This window comes from Plantactinospora solaniradicis (assembly GCF_042658085.1).
Classification (GTDB): Bacteria; Actinomycetota; Actinomycetes; order Mycobacteriales; family Micromonosporaceae; genus Plantactinospora; species Plantactinospora solaniradicis.
This window is the reverse complement of sequence record NZ_JBHSPR010000024.1, coordinates 1-22,181: the sequence shown is the minus strand read 5'-3', so window position 1 is coordinate 22,181 and position 22,181 is coordinate 1. Positions and strand designations below refer to the sequence as shown.

Annotated in this window: 18 protein-coding genes and 2 pseudogenes; 13 read left to right on the top strand and 7 right to left on the bottom strand. The window is 67.8% G+C overall.

The features are described from left to right. Nucleotides 1-512 precede the first annotated feature (512 nt). From ltrA to ACFP2T_RS27750, 3 genes are all read left to right on the top strand, one after another. Nucleotides 513-1,937, top strand: a complete 1,425-nt coding sequence (ltrA, locus tag ACFP2T_RS27760; RefSeq protein ID WP_377426581.1) for a group II intron reverse transcriptase/maturase — start codon at nt 513-515, stop codon at nt 1,935-1,937. A 589-nt stretch (nt 1,938-2,526) separates the two neighbouring features. Then, the gene (locus ACFP2T_RS27755) at nt 2,527-3,087 is read left to right on the top strand and encodes an RNA polymerase sigma factor (protein WP_377426578.1); all 561 of its coding nucleotides are present in this window, start codon (nt 2,527-2,529) and stop codon (nt 3,085-3,087) included. Then, the gene (locus tag ACFP2T_RS27750) at nt 3,084-3,725 is read left to right on the top strand and encodes a hypothetical protein (RefSeq protein WP_377426576.1); all 642 of its coding nucleotides are present in this window, start codon (nt 3,084-3,086) and stop codon (nt 3,723-3,725) included. The genes ACFP2T_RS27755 and ACFP2T_RS27750 overlap by 4 nt, the downstream gene beginning before the upstream one ends. Nucleotides 3,726-3,728: 3 nt before the next feature. Here ACFP2T_RS27750 and ACFP2T_RS27745 read toward each other — a convergent pair whose 3' ends face one another. Further along, a complete protein-coding gene (locus tag ACFP2T_RS27745) occupies nt 3,729-4,022 on the bottom strand; it encodes a hypothetical protein (protein WP_377426574.1) in 294 nt (97 codons plus the stop codon). Between the two features lie 126 nt (nt 4,023-4,148). Next, on the bottom strand, nt 4,149-5,651 hold the full coding sequence (locus ACFP2T_RS27740) for a hypothetical protein (RefSeq protein ID WP_377426571.1): 1,503 nt from the start codon (nt 5,649-5,651) through the stop codon (nt 4,149-4,151). 492 nt (nt 5,652-6,143) lie between these two features. Between ACFP2T_RS27740 and ACFP2T_RS27735 the strand changes: the two genes are divergently transcribed. Next, nucleotides 6,144-6,500, top strand: coding sequence for a hypothetical protein (locus tag ACFP2T_RS27735; RefSeq protein WP_377426568.1), 357 nt, complete (start codon nt 6,144-6,146; stop codon nt 6,498-6,500). A 683-nt stretch (nt 6,501-7,183) separates the two neighbouring features. Here the strand turns inward: ACFP2T_RS27735 and ACFP2T_RS27730 are convergent. Then, nucleotides 7,184-7,846: a hypothetical protein gene (locus ACFP2T_RS27730; protein ID WP_377426566.1), complete on the bottom strand. Its 663-nt coding sequence runs from the start codon at nt 7,844-7,846 to the stop codon at nt 7,184-7,186. A gap of 567 nt (nt 7,847-8,413) precedes the next feature. Between ACFP2T_RS27730 and ACFP2T_RS27725 the strand changes: the two genes are divergently transcribed. Both ACFP2T_RS27725 and ACFP2T_RS27720 read left to right on the top strand, forming a co-directional pair. After that, the gene (locus ACFP2T_RS27725) at nt 8,414-10,030 is read left to right on the top strand and encodes a GmrSD restriction endonuclease domain-containing protein (protein WP_377426564.1); all 1,617 of its coding nucleotides are present in this window, start codon (nt 8,414-8,416) and stop codon (nt 10,028-10,030) included. 3 nt (nt 10,031-10,033) lie between these two features. After that, nucleotides 10,034-13,177, top strand: a complete 3,144-nt coding sequence (locus ACFP2T_RS27720) for an SNF2-related protein (RefSeq protein WP_377426561.1) — start codon at nt 10,034-10,036, stop codon at nt 13,175-13,177. Nucleotides 13,178-13,327: 150 nt separating this feature from the next. Here ACFP2T_RS27720 and ACFP2T_RS27715 read toward each other — a convergent pair whose 3' ends face one another. Beyond that, nucleotides 13,328-14,287: a hypothetical protein gene (locus ACFP2T_RS27715; protein ID WP_377426558.1), complete on the bottom strand. Its 960-nt coding sequence runs from the start codon at nt 14,285-14,287 to the stop codon at nt 13,328-13,330. Between the two features lie 179 nt (nt 14,288-14,466). Continuing rightward, nucleotides 14,467-14,674 (bottom strand): annotated as a pseudogene (locus ACFP2T_RS27710) (transposase); the annotation flags it as partial. A gap of 274 nt (nt 14,675-14,948) precedes the next feature. Between ACFP2T_RS27710 and ACFP2T_RS27705 the strand changes: the two are divergent. The 4 genes from ACFP2T_RS27705 to ACFP2T_RS27690 are packed head-to-tail and all read left to right on the top strand — an operon-like array spanning nt 14,949 to nt 18,998. After that, nucleotides 14,949-15,740, top strand: coding sequence for an ABC transporter ATP-binding protein (locus ACFP2T_RS27705; protein WP_377426556.1), 792 nt, complete (start codon nt 14,949-14,951; stop codon nt 15,738-15,740). After that, nucleotides 15,740-17,092: an FtsX-like permease family protein gene (locus ACFP2T_RS27700; protein WP_377426553.1), complete on the top strand. Its 1,353-nt coding sequence runs from the start codon at nt 15,740-15,742 to the stop codon at nt 17,090-17,092. Before ACFP2T_RS27705 ends, ACFP2T_RS27700 begins: the two co-directional genes overlap by 1 nt. Continuing rightward, nucleotides 17,089-18,339 carry a sensor histidine kinase gene (locus tag ACFP2T_RS27695; protein ID WP_377426550.1) on the top strand — a complete coding sequence of 417 codons (1,251 nt, stop codon included), beginning with the start codon at nt 17,089-17,091 and terminating at the stop codon, nt 18,337-18,339. The genes ACFP2T_RS27700 and ACFP2T_RS27695 overlap by 4 nt, the downstream gene beginning before the upstream one ends. 14 nt (nt 18,340-18,353) lie before the next feature. Further along, nucleotides 18,354-18,998 (top strand): LuxR C-terminal-related transcriptional regulator, encoded by a 645-nt coding sequence (locus ACFP2T_RS27690; protein WP_377426547.1) that lies wholly within the window; start codon nt 18,354-18,356, stop codon nt 18,996-18,998. Between the two features lie 515 nt (nt 18,999-19,513). Here the strand turns inward: ACFP2T_RS27690 and ACFP2T_RS27685 are convergent. Beyond that, nucleotides 19,514-20,671, bottom strand: coding sequence for an amidohydrolase family protein (locus ACFP2T_RS27685; RefSeq protein ID WP_377426545.1), 1,158 nt, complete (start codon nt 20,669-20,671; stop codon nt 19,514-19,516). A 54-nt stretch (nt 20,672-20,725) separates the two neighbouring features. Between ACFP2T_RS27685 and ACFP2T_RS27680 the strand changes: the two genes are divergently transcribed. Beyond that, the gene (locus ACFP2T_RS27680) at nt 20,726-20,878 is read left to right on the top strand and encodes a hypothetical protein (RefSeq protein ID WP_377426542.1); all 153 of its coding nucleotides are present in this window, start codon (nt 20,726-20,728) and stop codon (nt 20,876-20,878) included. A 170-nt stretch (nt 20,879-21,048) separates the two neighbouring features. Here ACFP2T_RS27680 and ACFP2T_RS27675 read toward each other — a convergent pair whose 3' ends face one another. Then, nucleotides 21,049-21,240, bottom strand: coding sequence for a hypothetical protein (locus ACFP2T_RS27675; RefSeq protein WP_377426539.1), 192 nt, complete (start codon nt 21,238-21,240; stop codon nt 21,049-21,051). Between ACFP2T_RS27675 and ACFP2T_RS27670 the strand changes: the two are divergent. After that, nucleotides 21,192-21,425 (top strand): annotated as a pseudogene (locus ACFP2T_RS27670) (transposase family protein); the annotation flags it as partial. The gene ACFP2T_RS27675 and the pseudogene ACFP2T_RS27670 sit on opposite strands and share 49 nt — an antisense overlap. A gap of 43 nt (nt 21,426-21,468) precedes the next feature. Next, nucleotides 21,469-22,181, top strand: a 713-nt coding sequence (locus ACFP2T_RS27665) for a helix-turn-helix domain-containing protein (RefSeq protein WP_377426537.1), incomplete at its 3' end; no start/stop codon positions are given.

The following is a 22,181-nucleotide window of genomic DNA, read 5'->3' as shown; positions in this document are numbered from 1 at the left end:
TTCGAGGAGGGGTCCAGATTCACCCGCCGATACGGGGTCCATTTTCATGCGTCGCCGACAGCGGGTCCGGCTAACGAGACGGAAAGGTGTACGAGAGGAACCGGCGTTGGTAAAGCCCCTTAATCGTTGAACCAGCTCGAACCTGGTGGATCAGGGCTGGGGTGCGGTGCGTATCCGCCGGCGGGTGTCGGTGGGGAACTCCTGGGCCGGTTACGGTGGCCGGTCGGGAGGCTGCGGGGAAGGTCTACGGCGTACTCGCAGCGATGCCGCGGGGGCAGAGTCGGGCACCTCCTCCGTCGATCGGTCAACTGTGAACGTGGGAACAGCTCCGCGTCGCTCCCCGTGGTCCTGCAACCGGCAGGGGCTGGGGATAGGTGCGTCGTCTGCTGAAGAGGCGGGGCTGGGCGGAGTCCGCGTAGTACTCCGAGCGCAGGAAAGCTGCGTACATGGGGAAGGCGGACAGCAGATTCGCGCAGGAAGGGACTGGGTATGTCAGGAGATCGCCCGTGAATATGGGTGTGCTGCTGCTGATGCCGCAGTTGGCGGAGGAGCGGGTACTGAGGATCCAGACCAGACTGCATCGCTGGGCGGGCGAGGATGATGATCGCCAGTTCGATGACCTGTACAACTTGGTGGCTGACCCGGCGTTTCTGGTGGTGGCCTGGCATCGGGTCAGGGGTAACAAGGGGTCCCGCACGGCTGGAGTGGACGGGCAGAGCGCCCGTGGGATCGAGGCCGAGCAGGACGTCGCAGCGTTCCTGATGGATGTGCGGGAGCAGGTGAGGTCCCGCACGTTCCGCCCGCTGCCGGTACGCGAACGGATGATCCCGAAGGCGAACGGCAAGTTACGTCGTCTCGGGATACCGATGGTGGCCGACCGGGTCGTTCAGGCCGCGCTGAAACTGGTCCTGGAACCCATCTACGAGGCCGATTTCCGGCCGTGCTCGTACGGGTTCCGCCCTAACCGCAGCGCACACGACGCGATCGCTGAGATTCACCACTTCGGCTCCCACGGATACCAGTGGGTGCTGGAGGCCGATATCGAGGCGTGCTTCGACCGGATCTCGCACACCGCCCTGATGGACCGGATGCGGAGAAGGATCGCGGACAAGCGCGTGCTCGCACTGGTGAAGGCGTTCCTCAAAGCCGGGATCCTCACCGAACTCGGCGACCGGGAAGGGACCACGGCGGGGACCCCACAAGGTGGAATACTCTCACCGTTGCTGGCCAATATCGCGTTATCGGTGCTCGACGACTACTTCGCCGAGCACTGGCAACAGACGATGGCCAACAAGACGCAACGCGCACAACGGCGCCGCAAGGGCCTCGCGAACTGGCGACTCATCCGCTACGCGGACGATTGGGTTGCCATGGTTGCCGGGACCCGCGCCGACGCCGAGGCGCTACGCGAGCGAGCCGCCGAGGTACTAGCCGGGATGGGTCTACGCCTGTCACCGGCCAAGACCATGGTGGTCCACCTTGATGACGGCCTCGACTTCCTCGGCTTCCGCATCCAGCGGCGCCGCAAGCGAGGCACCACCAGGCACTACGTCTATACCTATCCGGCGAAGAAGGCGGTTAACACAGTCGTCGGGAAGGTGTGGGCGTTGACCAATCGGGCATCGTACCGACAGCTCAAGGTCTTGCTGATCAACGTGAACGCGGTCTTGCGAGGCTGGTGCAACTACTTCAGGCACGGTGTGTCGAAACGCGTGTTCAGTTATCTGGCCCATTACACGTGGCACCGGATCGCGCACTGGATACGCAAGAGACACAACCGCCTGTCGTGGAAGCGGTTGCAGCGACGGGTCTTCACCGACAGGTGGCAGATCACCGCGAACGGGATCGAGCTGTTCAACCCCGGCAAAGTACCGATCACCCGCTACCGATGCCGAGGCAGCAAGATCCCCACACCATGGGCCATCAACACCGGCTGACCCAGCGACATGAACCTGTGGAGAGCCGGATGCCTGGCCAACAGGCACGTCCGGTTCGGAGGGCGGGTCGGGGAAACGGACTGGTCGCAAGGCCAACACCGCGCCCCGGCTCGACCCCTACCCGCATCAAGGGCGACAGCAACGGCCACCCAACCACCACCCGGAGGTCATCATCCCCATGGACAAGCCCATACGCCGGCGACGACGAGTCAGCGGGGTGACCACCGGGCAGCCTGACGCGATCTCTAAAACACCAGGTAGGAGCCACTGAAGGAGGTTGAGGCGGTACAACCCGGAAGGTCGTTTGTCACAACCGGCCGGCGCCAACGACTCCGTTGTGCACGACCAAGACGACATGACGACCTCGCGGAGGAAAGATGATCCTCAGATGGGCAGGCCGGCTCATCGACATCGGCGGCGCGGTGGCGCTCGAGGCCGCCCGCCGGGACACGACAATGGCAGTGCTGCACGGACTACGTAGCCTGCCCGCATGCGTGACATTCAACGAGTGGCGGGCGGACGGCACTTGGCTGTGCATCCAGGTCGAGCAGCCTAGCCCATCGGATCAAGCGGCCACGGAGGGCCACGCGTGAGCCGGCGGTCCTCCAGCAAGGAGGACCGCCCCGATCCGGGCGAGGAGGACTGGCAGCGGGTAGAGAAAGCTTGGCGCGCGCATTATGCCGCGTTGGCTGCCCACGCCTACCAGACCCTTCGCGACCCGGACGAGGCCGAAGACGTGGCGCAGGAGGCCCTGCTGCAGTATGCCTTCCACCGTGGTCCGATCGACAACCCGCTCGCCTGGCTACGGCGGGTGGCGCATAATCGAGCCGTCGACCGGGTCCGCGCCAAGACTCGCGAGTGTCCCACCGACCCGGAAAACATCCGGCCAAACCACTGCGGCGCAGACGCGGAGAAGCGTGTCGAACTCGCCGAAACCATTCAGGGTCTGGTCGCGACGCCTGACGGGGTACGCACCGCGTTGGTTATGGCCGCCGAGGGCCAGAGCGGCGACGCCATCGCCAAGAGGATCGGCACTAACCCCGTCAACACACGGCAACTGATCTCCCGGGCTCGTGAAGAACTTCGACGACTAACAGGACGCGGCAAACCATCTCGCGACAACGCGCACCGGGACGGGAGGACGGTATGAACGGTACGCAGGGCCCGATCCAGACTGGTGATGACTCTGTGCCTGAAGCCCAGCCGATCGACGAGCGACTGCGAGCGCGCTTCGAGGCCGCCGCCAACGACCCCGACAAGATCGTGGCATTCAGGCAGCGGTTCGAGCGCTACCGAGACAGCCGTCGCACGGACCAAATTGAGCCGGGCCTGGCAGGACGCGACAACATCCGGTCGCTACCTGCGCAGGCCGAGACAAACATCCCTCCCAAGATCGGCAGGACACGGCGACGTCCAGTTGCCCTGAAATGGGGCTCGGCTGCGATGTTGGTCGAGGTGGGAACGATTGCCGTCGCTCAGTTTGCCGATCTATCAGGCACCATCGTCCTCCTGCTTCACCTTCCCGCGTTGCTACTTGCGTCTGGGATGGGCCTGGCAGCACCACTAGCCCATTACGCCCGCCGCGTCTCGTTCGACGCAACGGTACAGATCAGGATGCCGCTTCAGCTTGCATTGCGCGTGTCGGTGCAGATCGGATCGAGCCCTCCTTCACCCGAGGGTGAACCCCGTAAGGAGCCCGCCGACACCGAAGCGGAGACGTCTTCCGAGCCGGTTGCCACCGATGTCAGGGGCGAAGTAAGCAAACGGCAGCAGGTATCCCTTACCTGACATTCAGTGCCACCCAACGACCTCGTGCACGGTTGGCTGGCGGTTGAACGCAAGCTTTTCATCGGGTGCGAGGGGCGGCTGGTAGTGCCGTGGGTCGCCGGGAGTGTTCTCGTTCCGGTCGAGGTGTTGGTGGTCGGACAGTAGGCCGGCGATGGCATGGATGCTGGTTTCGAGGTGTTCGTGTCGGCCGTGGTAGCGGCCGAGGATCCGCCAGTTCTTGAGGTGTCCGATGACGTGCTCGAGGCGGATGCGCTGTGAGGAGTGCCGTTTCCGGGCCGCGTCGTGGGCGACGATCACGCTGGGCGGTAACGATGTACGACGTTTCTGTGGCTTGGGTTTCGGCGTGATCAGGACTCCGTTGGTGTCCGTCCCCAGCCCTTGGCAGCCCGCGTCGGCGAGGACCTGATCGCCAAGCGGTCGCAGTCACATACGGCCCGGCGAGCGCGGCGGTGGAGGAGAGTGAGTGCCGGGGCCAACGGTCGGGGTGCCGGCCCGGCGCAGCCAGGTGCGCATGCCTGGCTCCTCCGGCAACTGGTCGGTGACGAGCCGGACGGGACCGGCAATATCTCGCTCCCGAACAGCGGCGGACATCAGCGCGTCGTCGCAGACCGCTGCGACGTCGAATAGCGGGCCAAGGATGATCAAGTTTCGAAACGCTCGGCGCAGGTAGACGTACAGAGGCTTGGGCAGAATCCTGAGGAGTTGGTCCGGCGGCAGGTCTCCATGGGCCACCTTCGAACGGACGCCGTACGCCTGGGTAATGGCCTGTCGGATCTCGAGGCGCTCTTCGTCGTCGGCGCCGATGAGTATCGCAGCGCGCTGGGCGACCTTGCGGCTGAAGTCGCCGTCCGGACGCTCGGTGATCAGGAGATTCTCGAGAGCGGACATGTACCAGAAGATGATTTCGGCACGGTCGCGCTCGTACACGACGTCGCCGTCACTTCCGAGACGTGGGCCGAGCGCGAGAAACCGGTGGGCGCTGCGCCGAAGCCGCTCGCCGGCCGATTTCGCTCTCTTCCGGTTGCGGTCGGTCTGCGGGAGGCTCTGCCAAGCCTGCCACTGCTCCAGCAGCGGTGACATGATGTCGGTGAACCTCAGCACGGCAGCCAGTTCTTGCTGGTCGAGCCGACAGGGACCCCAGCCCGGCTCCTCAAACTCCTCGATCCCGTCGAACGTGGCGGGCATTAGGTCCAGGCCAGTGCCTCGGATGCGTTCCACCATGCGGCCCGGCTCGATCTCGTACTCGGCGGCGACGATCACGCGTTCCGCTTGGGCGAGGTTGAGCAGCAGTAGCGGCTCCCACGCCGGGATTACGAGTTCTGGCTCGAATAAGCTCCGCAAAATGCCGGTGCCCCACACGGACGGGTTGCGCGCCTGGAGATCGTTGCTCGCCCGGCGAAGAACGCAGCAGCCACCGAGACGCAGGGCCGGATCCCAGGGGTCGGTGGCGAACTGGCTGCTCGACGGCAGAGGTGTCACCGCGTCGAGGTCCGCAGCGGTGGGCTGCGTCAGCTGCCAACCGCTGATCTCGTGGGAGCCGTCCACGGGCAGGCGAGCGTCGAGGACGACCAGGTGCTCGGAGGGAATCGGCGGACCGGCAAGATAGGCCGCCAAATCAGCGGGGAACTGTGCGGGTATCGCCCGCATACGCAGCACATCCAGGATGCCGAGGGTGCGGAGATTGTTGCGGGTGAGTCGGCGGCCCCAACGATCGTCGACGCCGTCGTTGTCGTAGTGCAGGTATCCGGCGGTCCGGGCAGCGGCGGAGGCGGCATCGTTCACCGCCACGGTCTCCGCCCAGCCGGCGACTTGCTCGGCCAATTCGGCGTTGCCGATGTTGGCGAGATGATCAGGCATACTTCGGGCGCGTCCGAGTAGTTCGGCGATAGCTGAGGTGAGGGTGAGTTCGGCTGAAGGGTCGGTCACCACGACATGGTGCACCAGTACTGCGGCGAGACGCGGGATCTTTCAGGCGCGACAGTCGTCTGTAGGGTGCCAGGCTTCAACACTCCTGCCATCTACGGATACCCTTACTGACCGTCCCGCGCAGAATCAGCGCGACACCCGTCTCGCGTCCGCTTTCGCCAGATGCCGTTGCCGAGCGGCTTGCGGTACTCGCGCGTTCGTCGCCGCAGGTGACGTACCGGCGGCGCGAGACCTGGCTAGCGAGGCATCGACAGTTGGTGGTCGTGTGCCTACGGTGATGGGATGTCGTTGAGGCCCTCGTTTCGTCTGCTGAGTGCCTACGGATACAACCTTGGTGGTCCCCGTGCCTGGAACCTGCATCGGTTCGCGGTGGGTGACGAGTTGCGGAACGGCTGGTACGACGAAACCGATCCGACGCACGAGTTCACGATGCGTGCTGCGGAGACGGCCCGTGATCGTCTTGGCTTGCGGTCCGGCGGCCTCCCTGCCGCTGTGGATCTACCGGTGGTGTTCGTCGAGGCGCGCGAGGTCTCTCCGCCGGGCTGGTCCCGGGAGGCCAGCGCCCCGCCGACACCCAGCCTCAGCCTGCCGGCCACGTCGGAGCTGCGCTCGTGGGATCCGGTCGCCCAGTTCGTTCTCGTCATCGCCGACTCGTTGTTCGACCGTGACGCGGAGGACGCCGCCCACCACAACGGTGACGACTACGTTCTCGATCCGGCGGTCGGCGTTGGCGGTGATCCGGACCTCGACTGGGACCAGGTCCTCATCGGCACGCTGACCACGCTCGGTCTTGAGCCGGTTGGTATGCCGGACTGGCTGTGGTTCCGCTCCAGTTGGTCGGACGAATAGTCCGGCCTGGGCGCTGCATCGCAGAGGAGGCTGCGCCGCAGCGGCTGCAGACGGGTCCGTAGTCGGTGGCCGGTGTCTCTACGACCGTCGGACCATACGAGAACCTCGTCCGCTGTGGGTAACCGGGGCCGGGGGCGCGTGCCGCGCCGTAGAAATCCGGTTGTGGCCGGCCCGAAAATAGCGGCATGGACCTTCGGAGGCATGATGATTCCGCCGTCCGCAACCTCCAGGTAGTAGTACGGCGAGTCCGGCGGGCCGCCCGCGACTAGACATCCTGCAGACGCGGCGGGATGTCCATCATCCGGCCGCCGAGAGGAGGAAGGGCTTGGCGGGTGGTGCTATCGCGACATCGACTACCACGTCCGCCTCTTGATCGTCTCGTTATCCACGGGCCGCCAAACTATCCACAGGGCGTAGTCGATGGGACGTTGCCGTGCCATCGAGCGGTGCAGGCTGCGCGGCATGCACTGCGTTTACGAGTGGGATGAGCGTCGTGGGCTGGTGACGGTGACCGCGACGGACGGGTTCGGTCTGTGCTGGTCGCAGGCGATGACCTGGGTGGAATGGCAGCAGGTCGTCGACCTGACGCGGGATATACCTCAGCTGGGTCTGCTGGAGTTTCTGGCGTTCGTCATGCGGGTTCTCAATGACGGATGGGGCAGGCCGAGGGTCGACGGCCGGGGTCAGCGGCCTACCGCTGGCCGGCGGGCCGTTCGTCGGGCGCGGCCGGCCAGCCACCGACGACGGCGAGGGTCGGCGATGAGGGTCAGGACCAGATTGCAGCAGTCGGATCCGGGCAGGTGCTGCTCGCCGCACGGGCATTCCCACACGCCGGTCGTGAGCTGTTCGATGGCGCCGGTGAGAACGGTTCGCGAGTACACCAGCGTGCGTCCGCCGATGCTCAGTGGTCCGCCGCCGTCGTTCGCCCTGATCTGCGCACTGATCCCGACGATCGCGTCGGCGGCGTCGGTGAGGACACCGGCGGCGCCTCCGGGATCTTTCCCGATTTGCTCCGTGGCGAGCTTGCACACCATGCCGAGCGCGGCGGTCATCCGTCCCGCGTCTGCCACGGTGATGGTCACGGGTTCGGCTTCGGCCATCACCTCCTGGTATGTGGCGGCATGTTCCGCGAGGACTTTCGCCAGCAGGGAGATTGCGTGTGGGGTGGTGTAGGTCTGCAGCGCGGTGCGTTCGGTGACCCCGAGCTGGTTGGCGGTGAACGCGATGCGCTCCGCGAGAATGTCTGCGGCCTCGGCGGCCACCCACACCACTCCGAGCTGGCAGGCTTCCTTCTCGAACTGGGCGAGCCGCTCCTTGAAGAGCTTCGTGTTGCGGAGGTTGGCCATCCGCTTCTCCTGCTTCACCGCCGGGCTGCCGGCGTCGCGGTGACCGGGACCCCCAGCACCCTAGCGCCGCCCGAACCATATCGAACCAACCCCTGCGCGCGTCGCACCCGGTGTGCGCGACCGTCGGGCGACGCTCGGTGGGTGTCAATGTTCGGCGCGGTGGCGGGTGCCAGGTTTTACCTGGATCGGTCTACGCGAGCGTTGGGCGGTGACTCATGACGGGGCCGCAGCTGCGGCGCTGGAGGCGATCCGTTGCCGACGACGCCGCTGTGGAATCGGGCACGGTAATTCGCGCGGTCGCGTTGGCATCCGTGCGGACTTCCGGGCGGTTGGGCCAGCTGGGCCCGGCCCTTGACCAAGGCTGCCTACGCCCCCGCTCCCAGTGCTCGCGTGGGCCAGCAGTCAACCTGCCGCCACTCCTCGGCACGCTCGAATATCACGGCGTATGCCAGTCGGGAGCCGTGGTGAGGCGTTCTCCTGCTGCATCGCCGGATACCGAACCACTTATTCCGGCATGGACGCCACGAAGGTGGCATATAGTGGCATAAAGGTCACGAGAAGGTAACGATGAGCGAAGCGTACGACGCGACGAAGGTAGGCACCCTGCTCGCTGATATGCGTGCGGGTGTGTATGACGTGCCCCATTTCCAGCGTGTTTTCTCGCGGGACCGGATCTGGGTCGCGGACCTCATGACCACGTTGCTGGGGTCAGGGCGTATCGGCGCGCTGCTGGTCTGGCAACCGCAAGACAAGCAGCAGCCGGCAGGTCGGTATCGGCGGTCATCGGACTCCGCGCTGTGGGTGGTGGACGGTCAGCAGCGGATGACGGGGATCGCTGCGGCGTTCGGCGAACAGCCACCCTGGATGACGGATTCGCAATGGCGACGGTGCGGTGGCCCCCGGTTGGAGGTGAGTATCGGCGCCTCTCGGGACAACAAGCCGGTCTTGGTGCGCGCACCCAGTCGTAGTCCGCATGTTCCTCTCGGGCACGTCTACCGGGCCTCGGATGACGATGTCGCACTGGTGCTGCGGGAGTCGCGTCTTCCGAACGACTCCAGGTTCGCGTTGCGGGTGCAGTCGATGGTGCACCGTCTGCTGGACGTGGAGGTGCTCCGGGAGTGGCTACGCACCGACTTGGAGGACGCCTACGAGAACTTCGTTCGGCGGAACAAGAGATCCACGCAGATCGGGCTGAAGCCCGAGGAGCTTGCCCTGTCGGTCCTCGCCCACACCTACGAGCCGCTGCTGCCGACCTGTGTCGACCCGATCATTGATAAGGCTGCCGAGAGTGGGTTGGCTCAGACGGTGACCCGGCGGCGGGTCAACAACATGCTGCAGCGGATGCTGCCTCACTCGCAAAGCAACAAGAGCGCCGTCTACGTCAGCGGCGCCGCGGTCGCGACCGCGGCGGAGCGGCTTACCCGGGCGCACAAGTTGGCGTTGGCATATCTGTCCGAGCAGGGACTGACCTGCGACGAGCTGATCTCCGCGCCGTCGTTGCTGGAGGTGCTGGTCGCGCTGTTCGATAGGTTTGAGCACGCACGGCTGGATACCTTCGCCCCCCGGTGGATGGCGCACGTCCTGGCGGGCAGCCTTCTGTTCGGCAGGCCGACAACCGTCGCGCAGGCGTTGGACATCATCCAGACTCGCGGTTCGTATGCCAACGTCTGCGCCGGCCTCGCAGCGCTGACCCCTGCGGGACCGCCCGCGCCGTTTAGCGAGCCACGGCTGCATGTCGTTCCCGTTTCCAAGCGGTCCTGGGGTCCCATCGGCGGTCTGTACGCGATGGTTTGCGCGTCGGGTGTGGCTGGCAGGGTCAGCGACCTCGCCGTGCCGGACCTGACCTTTCCCGACCCGCGGATGCGCCTGCGCCCGCTGTGCGAGAACCCGATGCAGGGGATGATTATCTATCACGCCTTCATGTCCGACGCGACCGCGGAGGTGATCGGGGCACACCGTGGATGGACCCGCGACGCCTACGACGAGCTGCAGCCGTCGGACCTGGTCCGCTCCGCGCATCAGCTTCCGGTGCCGCCCGCGGACATGAAGCCCGACGAGGTCGCCGACTGGCTGACCGAGCACCGCGGCCCTTTCCTCGCCCGGGGCATCAACGATTACCTCGCACACGTCGGTCCGCTCTGGGAGGACCCGCAAACCGCCCTGTTCGTGCCGCAGCCGGACTAGCCGTTGGGGAAGCCGAGCCCGCCCGAGGGGCTGCTGGTCAACGAGGGCGACACGTCGATCGCCGCCGGCTATGCCGCCGTGCTCGCCAACGAGCGTGGTGGGGTCGTCCCGGTCACCCTGTTCGGGGCACGCGCGAGCCTGCGCGGGCTCTTGACGTTGCTGCCCTCGTTGCGGCGATTGACCGAGGCGGGCACGCCGGTGCGGATCCTCGCCGGCGCCTACGGGGAAGGCGTCAGCGTCGACGCGGCGTTCGATCCGACCCGGGACCCGTCCTCCGGACAGGATCTGAACGGCCGTCCCGACCGGTCCATCCGAGAGGAGATCGACGGCCTGCCTCTGACGCGTAACGCCGCCTTGGTCCTGCTGGACCTGCTCAGCCTCCTCGACAGCGGGCGGGTGCAGTGTCGACGGGATACCCGCCGCGCCTTCGGCGCCTCTGGGTTGCTGTTACCGAACCAGGGGAGCGCGTTGATCGGTTCACCGGAGCTGAGCCCACGTGCTCTCACCGCCCGCCGTGAGATGGTGGGCCGGATCGCGGCGGAGCACCTGACTGCGGCAGCGGCCTGGATCGACCGGTGGTGGATCGAGGCGGACCCGTTCCCGTTGGCGAACCTGATCCGGGTCAAGCTGTCACCGCACCAACCTCAACTGGTGTTCCTGCGGCTGCTCCAGCTCGCCTACGGGGACGAGGTCAATGCCCCGTCGTGGGACTACCTGCACGACGAGCAGTGCGACGGCGTCGCGAAGATCCTCGCGATCTTCCGCCGAGGCCGCGGGGCGCTGCTCTGCGACGACGTCGGCATCGGCAAGACCGACCAAGCCCTCGCGGTGGCCCGGCACCTGAGCGACGACATCACCGCGCCCGTCCTCATCGTCTGTCCGGCGAGTCTGCAGGACATGTGGAGGGGCAGGGCGGCGTACTGGGGGATCCGTGGCGAGGTCGTCAGCTACCACAAGCTCACGATCGAGGCTGACGACGATAAGGCTGGGGAGTGGGTCGAGTACGGGCTGGTCATCGCCGACGAGGCACACCACCTGCGTAACCCGGCCCGGAAGCGGCTCTCTGCGGTACGGCGTGTCCTGGCCGCCCAGCCACGCGCGATACCGATCCTGTTGGTGACCGCGACCCCGGTCAACAACAGCGGTCTTGACCTGTTCGAGTTGCTCAGCCTCGCTGACCCACGGATGGAACCGAACTGGTCCGCGGTCAGAGCCACGAGTCACGTCCGTAAACAGGGTCGGGACGGCTTCGGTCGGGCGTTGTTCGAGGGCTGCCGCACCGCCGACACCCTCGCACCGGAATCGGTCACGCTCCGCAACTTCCACGACGAGCTCGACCAGCGCATGGTTCGCCGGAGCCGGTGGCTGCTCCAACAGGAGTACCCGTCCACCGCGAAGTCGTTCCCGACACGAATGCACCACCGCGTCGAGTACGTCCTGACCCCCGCGCTGCGGCGCCTTACCGGCGAGGTCCTCGACGCACTCGACGCCAGCCGACTGCTACCCGCGACCGCCGAGGGCAAACTCCGACGCTTCCGAGGACCGCGCCGCGCCCCGGCGCTGACGTTGGCCGCGTACCAGCCCCAGCAGTACGAACTCGGATCCGAACAGCACAGGTCGACCTCACCCATGGCCGCACTGATCAAGACGATGCTTCTCAAGCGGCTCGAATCCTCACCGGCGGCGTTCGCCTCCACCGCCCACCGCATGGCCAAACGCGTAGCCATGGCCCTGCATGACCTGGAACAGGGGTATGTCTGCCTGCCCGATCCGGACGTCAGCCGCCGGCTACTCGCGGCCATCCGCGCCGGCGCGGCACTCGACGAAGAGCCCGACACGGACCGCTTCGACCCGACCCACAACGCCGCCGAGAAGTTCCTTCTGGGAAGACCGTCACCTCCCACCGGGCGACACGTGCGGCCCGCCGTCGAGTTCGACGTCGGCGCGCTACGCGCCGCGCTCACCAACGACCTGACCATCCTGCGGAAGGTCGCCGCGGCCGCGGACGAAGCCAGGCACGACGACGCGAAGTTCGACGCGTTCGTCGAGCAACTCGCCAGGCTCGCCACCGACCGCCCCGGGGAGAAGATCCTGGTCATGTCCAGTTCCCGCGTCACCACCACAGACCTGCACACACGGCTGACCCTGCTGGTTGACCACGACCCTCGTCTGCATCACCTTCGTGGACGCATCGCCAACGCGGCACCGCCGGAGCCCCTCAAACCCGACGACCTCCTCGACCTCGTGGCACAGTTCGCGCCCAACTCAGCCGCCCGATCCGCAACCGCGATTCGCCGCCAGAGCCCCGCGAACCTGTATCAGCTGCTCATCGCCTCCGACATGCTCGCCGAAGGACACAACCTCCAGGACGCCTCGATCATCGTCAACTACGACCTCCCGTGGAACCCGCAGGGTCTCGAACAACGCATCGGGCGGGTCGACCGGCACGGCGCCGTGCGCCCCACCGTCGCCTGCCTCACCCTGCTACCGGATGCCGTACTCGACGTCATCCTCGGGCTAATGCGCACCCTGCACAACAAGATCAGCATCGCGGAAGCCACCGTCGGGGTCCCCTCCGCGGTCCTACCGGACATCCCTGCGGCACCCCGCGACTTCGCCACTGCGCTCGATGCGCTCGACAACGGACCCCGTCGTGTCACGGTCCCCGAACGCGAACACCTACGCGCACTGCTCGGCAACGCCCTCCGCCTGCCCGGGACCGCGAGGGCACTCGCGGACCTACCCACGCCTGCCGGCGCCGTGCACCCCCTGCACCACGACCAACCCGGAGCGGTCTTCTGCTTCCGTATCGACACCCACGAACCACCAGAAACCGTGTTCTGCTACCTGCCCGACCTACCAGGTGCACTGGCCGATTTCGACCAAAGCCACTGCCTGCGCCTGGCCCACGTCGACCTCCGCGGCTGGACACCACCACCCCAGTCACGCCTGGCCCTCGACACCAGTGCCGACACCAGCCACTTTCAGTCCCTGCTGCTGCGGCTCCTCGACAGGGCCCGGCACCAAACCGCCAGCCGAGCCGGCATCCCCACCACCGACGCCGACACTCACATCCACCTCATCGCCTGGATGGCGTTCCTCCGACGGCCAAAAACCCCTGCAGCCGACCCAGATCCCACCCGATGATCAATGGGATAACTCAAGTGTGAGGGCTGCCGGAGCCGCCGTACTACGGGCATGCACCGCAATGCCCTGCCCGAACACAGGGAACAACAGCGGAGTCACCGTCAGGTCCGCGGGCCCCTGCATAGCCTCGGGTGGATCCCCGGATGACTCTCACCCAGCAACGGACTGCCGCTTCTGACGCGGCTCTGCCCAGTACGCCGGCAACTCGACCTGCAGGACCCTGGCGAACTCTTGCCGCAGCGTGGGAAAGTCGACCGGGCGGCCAGCCAGCTGGGCGCACAGGTCTGTGATGGGCCACGCGGCGTAGTGCCCGAACCGCACCGCGTAGATCGCCACCGTGTGCAGCGCGAAGGTGTCGGAGTAGGCCATCATGGCGTAACCCAGAAGCTGATCCAGCTCAGCGCGCGCCAACCCGGCCGCACGGGAACCATCTGCCCGGGGCTTGCCGCCCCGCCCGGCCTTGAAGTCCACCAGAACGCCACCAGCGATGAGATCCGAATCCGCATGCAGATCCCTGCTGCCGTCGAAGGCCGCGCCGCTGCACACCGGCCCAGGCGGCAAGGCCGGAAGCAAGTGCCTAATCGCCAGATCACGCATAGCGATCAAGTCAGCGACCTCGTCATCGTTCGCCAACGCCAAAAGGTCCGCAGCCCGACTGTCCGGTCCCAACCGCGTCAGCCGTGACCCCTCGACCGAAGCGGCCCGGTGCAGCTCGACCCACAATGCCAGCGCGTAACACAGCCGCGCCCACCACTCATCCGGCCGATCACTCAGTCGAGTCGAATCGACCGGCTGGATCCGCCCTTCGCGGTCAATCCCGCCCAGCTCGAACAGCAACTCCAGGCCGGCCCGCACACACGACACACGGCGGGACATCAATCCGGTCAGCGCCAGATCGACCGAGACGGCCCGATCAACCAACATGCGCAGCCACCAGTCGATCGCCGCCCCCTGGGTGCCGCTCGCAACGGCAGGCGACGGCAGTACTCGCGCCGGCCCCGCCGAGATCCGGTAGGCCAACTGCACGTCCTTGTGATGCGGAAACGTTCCACGCAACCACATTGCTACTGGGCTGCCCGGATCTTTGACCTCATCCACCAATGCAGACATACAGAACACGCTACTGCCGGTGACCGATTAGAAGTGTTGCGCTACTGCCCGCGTGTTGGGAAGCCACGGTGGTCGTCGGCGACTCGGTTGCGGGTTGCGGCCCTGGCTGATCCGGACCTGTTCGCGCAGCTCGTCCAGGATTCTCTCGGTGGCGCCGCTCTTGTTCCACTGCCGGAACCGGCCGTACACGGTCTGCCACGGCGGGAAGTCCGCTGGCAGGTACCGCCAGGCACAGCCCGTCCGCACCACGTACAAGATCGCGTCGACGATGGCTCGGCGGGAGTGCTTCTCCGGGCGGCCCATCCACCTCGGCGGCGGTAGCACCTGCTCGATGAGCGCCCACTGGAGGTCCGTCAGGTCGGAGGGGTACCGGCGCGGTCGATCCATACCGGTACATCGCCCGATGCCTTACCCGGCGACGCACACGCCGTGCGACCCACATCTAAAATGCGCTCTCAGATCGAGTGATCGTGGGCTGTGCCAACATTCTGGCCGCGCGCTGTCCTCGAGCGCAGAACAGCGCTGGATGGCGTGGGGAATCCCGGCCCGCGCGTGGTGGGGTTAGGCCCACCACGCAGACACACCCTGCGCCCATCGACCGCCTGAGGAGGGTTCCATACCGTCGGTGGTGACCTTGTCGTTCGAGTTCAGGAGGCACCTGATGAACCGCCTATCACCACCGCCGCCGCCGGCGTGGCCGACCACGAACTCGCTCGAGGTGCGCGGGCTGACCCGCACCTACGGCGAGGGCGCCGGCGCGGTGGCCGCGCTGGCGGGCGTCGACTTGGCCTTCCCGCGGGGCACGTTCACCGCTGTGATGGGCCCGTCGGGGTCGGGCAAGTCGACGTTCCTGACACTCGCCGCCGGGCTGGAGCGGCCCACGTCGGGCCGGGTGCTGATCGACGGTGAGGACGTCACCGACTGGGACGAGGATGCCCGCACCCGGCTGCGCCGGGAGCGGGTCGGGTTCGTCTTCCAGGCGTTCCACCTGATGCCGTACTTGACGGCGGCGAAGAACGTCGAGTTGCCGGTGCGGCTCGCCGGGCGGCGTCCCAACCGGGCTCGGGTCGCAGACCTGCTGGAGCACGTCGGGCTCGCCGATCGGGCCGGCAACTTGCCTGCCGCGCTGTCGGGTGGCCAGCAGCAGCGGGTGGCGATCGCCCGGGCGCTGGTCACCGATCCGGCCGTGATCCTGGCCGATGAGCCGACCGGGGCGCTCGACTCGCGCACGGCCGGGTCGGTGCTCGCTCTACTGCGGGCGTGTGTGGACGCGCTCGGCCAGACGGTCGTGATGGTCACCCACGACCCGGTCGCGGCGGCGTTCGCCGACAGGGTGGTGTTCCTGGTCGACGGGCGCGTGGCCGGCCAGATGGACCGCCCCACGGCCGAGGCCGTGGCCGGACAGATGGCACGCCTCGACGAGTTGGTGCCGCGTGAGTTGGTGACGGTCTGATGGGCGGTTACACGACGAAGCTGGCGCTGCGCTCGCTGCGGTACCGCTTGACCGCGTTCACGGCCACCTTCGTGGCCGTGTTCCTCGGCACCGCGGTGATCGGCTCGTTCGCCACGTTGGTCGAGACGGCCACCGGCCCGATCTCGTCCGCCGACGCCGAGACGTTGACGATCATGGGTGCTGTGGTCGGCGGATGGGGTGCCCTGATCGTGCTGTTCTCGGTGGCGTCGACCGTTGGCATCACCGTGGCCCAGCGTGACGCCGAGATCGGGCTGCTGCGCACGATCGGCGCCAGCGCCCGGCAGGCCCGCCGGCTCGTGCGCGCCGAGACGCTCGCGGTGTGCCTGGCCGCCTCGGTCGCCGGCGCGCTGGTCGCTTCCGTCACCGGACGGGCCCTGCTCGCGGCGGTCGAGTCGAGCGGTCTGATCGACCACGCCGACTATGGTGGCGGGGTGGTGTCGCTGGGGATCACCGTGGGCGGTGTGCTGCTCGTGTGCCTCGCCGCAGCCGGGATCGCCGGCCGGCGCGCCACCCGGGGCCCAGCCTCGGTCACGCCCGGCGAGGAACGCGCTGACGCCGGCCGGATGCGCTGGTGGCGGGTGGCCGGCGCGGTCGCCTTGATCGCCTACGGCGTGTCGATGGCTATTGTCACCGTCACCGTGACGAAGAACTCCGATGACCCGTATGAGGCGATGATGACGTCGGGTTCCAACTCGATCCTGGTCGGCGTCGGCCTCGCCCTGCTGGCGCCGGTGTTGCTGCGCTGGGGATCGTTCGCCCTCCGGCCGGTGCTCGGGCGGCGCAGCGCCGAGGCGCACCTCGCGCGCTACAACACGTTCCGCCGGGCGCACCTGTTGGCCGCCGTGCTCGGCCCGGTGATCGTGCTCACGGCGTCGGCGGTCGGCACACTGATGGCGGTCGGCACGGATGGGCGCACGCTGCCCGGCGGCGCGTCGGACGACGGCGACACGATTACGCTGCTCAACAACGTCGTCGTCGGCATGCTCAGCCTGTTCGCCGCGATCATGGTGATCAACGCCTTCGCCGCGGCGATCGCCCACCGGCGTGCCGAGCTGCGCCGCCTGTGGTTGCTCGGGGCCACGCCCACCCAGGTCGAGCGATCCGTCGTGGCGGAGGCGTCCGTCGTCGCCGCGGTTGGTGTGGCGCACGGGCTGATCGCCTCGCTCGCCACGATCGTCCCGTTCGGGATCGCCCGCGGCGAAGGGGTCGTGCCCGAAGGTCAGCTATGGCTGCCGCCTCTGCTGGTGGCCGGCGTCGTCGGCCTTACGATCGGAGCGGCCCGCGGCGCGGTGCGCCGGGTCGCCCGGTCCGAGCTGGCGCGGGCCGCGTGACGCCGGCAACCGGCCGCCGGGTGCGCCTGCTCGCGCCGATCGCGAGCGTCCGGCCGGGGCCGTTCGACAGGCACGCCGTGGTCGACCGGCTCCGGCTGACGCTCGTGTCGGCTGGGTACGCGCTGGCCGCCGCCCCGGCACTGGCCCTGGCGATCGTGCTCGTCCTGTCCGTGCCGCTCGGGCTGATCAGCGTCGGCTTCCCCCTCGCCCTGGCCGCCGTGCCGGCAGCCGCCGCACTCGCCGGTGTGCACCGGCGGGTCAGCGGTGCCCTGCTCGGCGCCGAGATCCCGGCCTCCTACGCCGATACGTCCGACCGCAGCCTGCTCGGCCGGCCCGTACGCTGGCTGCGCGACGGTGCCCGGTGGCGTGACGTCGCCTTCGTGTGGTTCTCCGGCACCGGCGGATTCGCCATGTCGCTCCTGCCGCCGGTGCTGCTGGTCGCCCCGGTCCCGTATGTCATCGGGTCGATCGTCGACCCCGGCTGGCTGTGGGTGCTGCTGGACGGCGCCAGCGGGCTCGGCCTGATCGTGTGGTGGATCGTCACTCCGCCGCTGGTGCGCGCCCGAGCGATCGCCGAGCGGGCGATCCTCGGCGGGTCGCGGCTGGCCGAGCTGGAGCGCCGGGTCGAGCAGGTGACCGAGTCGCGCGGCGAGACGCTCGACCTGTCGGCCGCCGAGATCCGCCGCATCGAACGCGACCTCCACGACGGCGCGCAGGCCCGCATGGCGGCGGTCGGGATGACCGTCGGCCTCGCTGGCAAGCTCGTCAGGAGCGACCCCGACGCCGCCGTGGCCCTGCTCGACGAAGCCCGCCAGACCACGCTCGACGCGCTCGGCGACCTGCGCTCGGTCGTACGCGGCATCCACCCACCCGTGCTCGCCGACTGCGGTCTCGCCGGCGCGATCGAGGCGCTCGCCCTGCCGATCCCGGTCCCGGTCACCGTGTCGGTGACCGTCACCGAGCGGCTCCCCGACCCTGTCGAGTCGGCCGCCTACTTCGCTGTCGCCGAATGCCTGGCCAACACCGTCAAGCACTCCGGAGCCACCCGCGCCTACGTGCGTGGCTCCTACGACGGGACCCGCCTGCGGCTCGCTGTCGGCGACGACGGCTGCGGCGGCGCCGACCCGACCGGCTCCGGACTGACCGGCATCGCCCGGCGACTGGCGGCCTTCGACGGCACGCTCGCCGTCGACAGCCCACCCGGCGGTCCCACCGTCTTGACTCTGGAGATCCCATGCCCGACATAGCCAAGTCCGGGATCATGCTTCGGGCGGTCGTGGCGGAGGACCAGGCACTGCTGCGGGTCGGCCTGACCCGCATCCTCGAAGCCGGCGGCATCGTCGTCGTCGAAGCCGTCGAGGATGCCGGTGCCCTGGCGACCGCGCTCACCCGCGACGACGTCGACGTGGCGATTGTCGACGTACGCCTGCCTCCCACGCACGCCACCGAAGGCCTCAAGGCGGCGATCGCGGCCCGCGCGGCCCGCCCCGGCTTCCCCGTCCTCGTGCTCAGCCAATGGGTCGAACCGCTCTACGCCCGCGACCTGCTCGCCTCCGCAGAGGGCGCCGTCGGCTACCTGCTCAAGGACCGCGTCGCCGACATCGACGCATTCGTCGCGGCCGTCCGCCAGGTTGCCGGCGGCGGCACCGTCCTCGATCCCGAAGTCGTCGCCGGGCTTGTCAGCCGCCGCGTCCGCCCGCTCGACCGGCTCACGCCGCGCGAGCGCGAGGTGCTCACCCTGATGACCGAGGGCCGCTCCAACACCGCGATCGCCGACCGCCTCGTGGTCACCGAGAAGGCCGTCGGCAAGCACATCACCAACATCTTCACCAAACTCGACCTCCCACCCGCCCCCGACGACAACCGCCGCGTCCTCGCCGTCCTTGCCTGGCTCAATGCCAGCTGACCCGCACGCCCACCGATGCCCGGCAAGCGGGAGCACTCCCACGAGCAGCGATCCACGACGTACGCGATCCACGACGACGACAACCTCGACGACGACCTGGACGACGACAACCTCGACGACCCACTTCGGCCGTCCTCTACGTCACGCTCTGTCTCCATAGCTGCCGACCGTCGATGCTCTCACTCCGGCCATAGCTCAATGGGATACAAGATGCCGACGAGCACGTCCTCCGGACTCATCAGGCGTTCCAAAATGGGCTCTGACCGCGGTCGAGTCGATCGAGAACGTCCACCCAACGTTGCCGACGGCTTCGTCCTTTCCTCGATGCCACCCTGGCTGGCGGACCGTGCTCCAGCCGCCCGCCTACGCCTCGGACCTCAACCCGACCGAGAGCGTGTGGTCGTACCTCAGACGCGACCTGGGCAAGGTCGTCGCCTGCCCGCCGAGTGCAGTAACTAACCACTACCCCGCGATACGCATGTACCGCGAGGTAGTGATCAGAGTAGTGGCAGTGATCAGCGTGATCGGCCCATGCAGGGACAGCCCACCGTGGCGCGGGCGTCGGCGGGAACCTCCCTCGCCGCGGCCTCGACCTCGGTGAGCATGCGCTCCCGCTCCTCGGCGGAGATAAATCGGCCCCGCACCACCACCGCCCGGATCCGCTGGGTGTTGCGGATGTCGTCGAGCGGGTTGGCGTCCAGCAGCACCAGGTTGGCTAGGTTGCCGCGGCGAATCGTCCCCTCGTGGTCCTGTCGGCCGAGGAATCGGGCCGGCTCGAGGGTCGCCGCTTGGAGCGCCTGCATGGGGGTGAGACCCGCCCGCACGAGCAGCGCCAGCTCATCGTGCAAGGCGAACCCGGGAAAGCATCCAGGCGTGGCGCTGTCGGTACCCGCCAGCATCGGCACCCCGGCCCGGCGCATCTCGTCAACCAGCCGGAGCTGGCGGTCGAAAAGCTCCCGGTGCTGGGCAACCTCGGTCGGACCGCGGCCGGCCGCGAACAACTCGTCGAGCGCCCACCACCATTCCTCGGCCGTGGATGCCGGCAGGTATTTCAGCCGCCAGTCGGTTCGCGACACCTCGTCGGGCATGGCGATTGCCCGCATCGCGATGAGGGTCGGGACCTGCCTGGACTGGTTGGCAACGAATTCGGCGAAGACCGCGGCCGCCTTGTCGGGCTGGTAGCTCTGCGCGGCCAGCCAGTTCAACGGATGCACCTGGTTGAACCAGCTGTTGTAGTCGCCAGGCTCGATCTGGATCGCGGTGATCGCCCGGCGTATCTCCGCTTCGCGGCTGGAGGTCGAGTACCAGGTCCCCCACATGTGCTCGAGGCTGCGCTGCCCGGCCCGACTGGCCTCGGTGATGGGCACGTTGTCGGGGCAGTGCCCGACGAACGGGACCTGTTGTCGTCGAGCCTCGTCAACGACGGCGAAGTATGCCTCGGGTGACAGTCGTGAGTAGACCTTGACGAAGTCCGCACCGTCCCGCACGACCCGGCGGACCGCCGCTCGCGCCTCCGGTCCGTTGGTCACCTCGATGTACGAGACCGCGTTCAGGCCCGCCCAGAGACCCGGAGCGCCGTCGATCAAAGGGCTCGCGATGATCGAGCGTGGGCCTAGCAGGCTGCCGGCCTCGACCCGATCCCGCCATTGGTGGAGATGGTCGGCTCCCGACATCTCGCGCACCGTTGTGATCCCGTTCGCGATGTACAGCGGTGGGATGATCGCCTCATGTACGTCACTGTGGACGTGCATGTCACACAGACCCGGGATCAGGAACTTTCCCGTGCCGTCGATGACCGTCGCACCACGCGGGACGCGGACATCGCGCCGCCCACCCAGCCCGATGATCCGATCCCCTTCGACGACCACGGATTGGTCTGACCTTGACGGCCCACCGGTGGTGTCGATCACCGTGACCCCGAGGAAGGCAATCACGCTTCGCCTCGCCGCACCCGCAGACGCTGGTGCCGATTGCGTCAGTCCTATCACCGCGCCAGCGCCCGCGGCCAACCCGGCCCTGAAGACATTCCGACGAGAGATGCTGTGAAGCACTAGTTCCTCCTCTGGGCGGACGCCATCACCGTCACCGGTTCCAGGACATCCGGCTCGCTGAACTCTGCCTGCTTGTTCTGGACCATGCGATCCAGCACCACGGTGGTGGCGACCAAGGCGAGCCACAGACCGGTCGCCCACCATGGATCTCGGATGCTCCATCGAGCAACCCGGCTGTCGGATTCAGTCATGCCAGTCATGCTCGTCGGGATCGGGCATGACGTCAGTGGGCCTAGCCCCTGGAACGGAGGTGGGATTTACCCCACAGCGGGCGCTGCGGGTGAAGCTGTGGACGACGACCCGGCTGCGGGATCTGCCGGTCGCCGGGCGTCCGGTACGGCTGCGCTGGCGCAGGCGCCGCTGGTACTGCCCGACCCTGTACCGTTCGGAAAGTCGGCCACGGCCGCTGACGTGGGACTGTGCGCCGGCTGGATCTGGAACCGGCCGACCGGGTGGTGCTGGCCGGGCTGTCGAGGCTGCTGCCGCAGACGCGGTGGTCAGCGTTCTTCGTCACCCCGGCCACCTTGTTGCGTTGGCATCGCAACCTGATCGCGCGGCGGTGGACCTACCCGGGGCGACGGCCGGGTCGCCCACCGGTCACGGCCGAGGTACGTCAGTTGGTGCTGCGGCTGGCCCAGGACAACCCGACCTGGGGGTGTCGGCGCGTTCAGGGCGAGCTGGCTGGCCTGGGCTACCGACTCGCGGCCAGCACGATCTGGGCGATCCTGACCAGGGCCGGTGCCGGCCCGGCACCGCGACGGGCGGGACCGACCTGGACCGAGTTCCTCACCGCGCAGGCCAAAGGCATCCTGTCCTGCGATTTCCTGCATGTAGACACCATCGGCATGACCCGAATCTATGTACTGTTCCTCATGGAGGTCGTCACCCGGCGAGTCCACCTGCTGGGCGCCACCACGAATCCGACCGGTGAGTGGGTGACGCAGCAGGCCCGCAACCTGATGCTGGACCTGGGGGAGCGGGCCAACCGGTTCCGCTTTCTGATCCGGGACCGGGACGCCAAGTACACCGCAATGTTCGACACCGTGTTCCGGGCCGGGGTATCGAGGTGCTGCGGACGCCGCCACAGGCGCCCCGTGCGAACGCGTTCGCGGAGCGCTGGGTGCGTACGGTC

Excerpts from the sequence above, each read along its gene's own strand:
- ltrA (WP_377426581.1), top strand. The coding sequence starts at position 513 with ATGGGTGTGCTGCTGCTGATGCCGCAGTTGGCGGAGGAGCGGGTACTG.
- ACFP2T_RS27750 (WP_377426576.1), top strand. The coding sequence starts at position 3,084 with ATGAACGGTACGCAGGGCCCGATCCAGACTGGTGATGACTCTGTGCCT.
- ACFP2T_RS27730 (WP_377426566.1), bottom strand. The coding sequence starts at position 7,846 with ATGGCCAACCTCCGCAACACGAAGCTCTTCAAGGAGCGGCTCGCCCAG.
- ACFP2T_RS27725 (WP_377426564.1), top strand. The coding sequence starts at position 8,414 with ATGAGCGAAGCGTACGACGCGACGAAGGTAGGCACCCTGCTCGCTGAT.
- ACFP2T_RS27715 (WP_377426558.1), bottom strand. The coding sequence starts at position 14,287 with ATGTCTGCATTGGTGGATGAGGTCAAAGATCCGGGCAGCCCAGTAGCA.
- ACFP2T_RS27705 (WP_377426556.1), top strand. The coding sequence starts at position 14,949 with ATGAACCGCCTATCACCACCGCCGCCGCCGGCGTGGCCGACCACGAAC.
- ACFP2T_RS27700 (WP_377426553.1), top strand. The coding sequence starts at position 15,740 with ATGGGCGGTTACACGACGAAGCTGGCGCTGCGCTCGCTGCGGTACCGC.
- ACFP2T_RS27690 (WP_377426547.1), top strand. The coding sequence starts at position 18,354 with ATGCTTCGGGCGGTCGTGGCGGAGGACCAGGCACTGCTGCGGGTCGGC.
- ACFP2T_RS27685 (WP_377426545.1), bottom strand. The coding sequence starts at position 20,671 with ATGTCGGGAGCCGACCATCTCCACCAATGGCGGGATCGGGTCGAGGCC.
- ACFP2T_RS27680 (WP_377426542.1), top strand. The coding sequence starts at position 20,726 with ATGTACGTCACTGTGGACGTGCATGTCACACAGACCCGGGATCAGGAA.
- ACFP2T_RS27675 (WP_377426539.1), bottom strand. The coding sequence starts at position 21,240 with ATGACTGAATCCGACAGCCGGGTTGCTCGATGGAGCATCCGAGATCCA.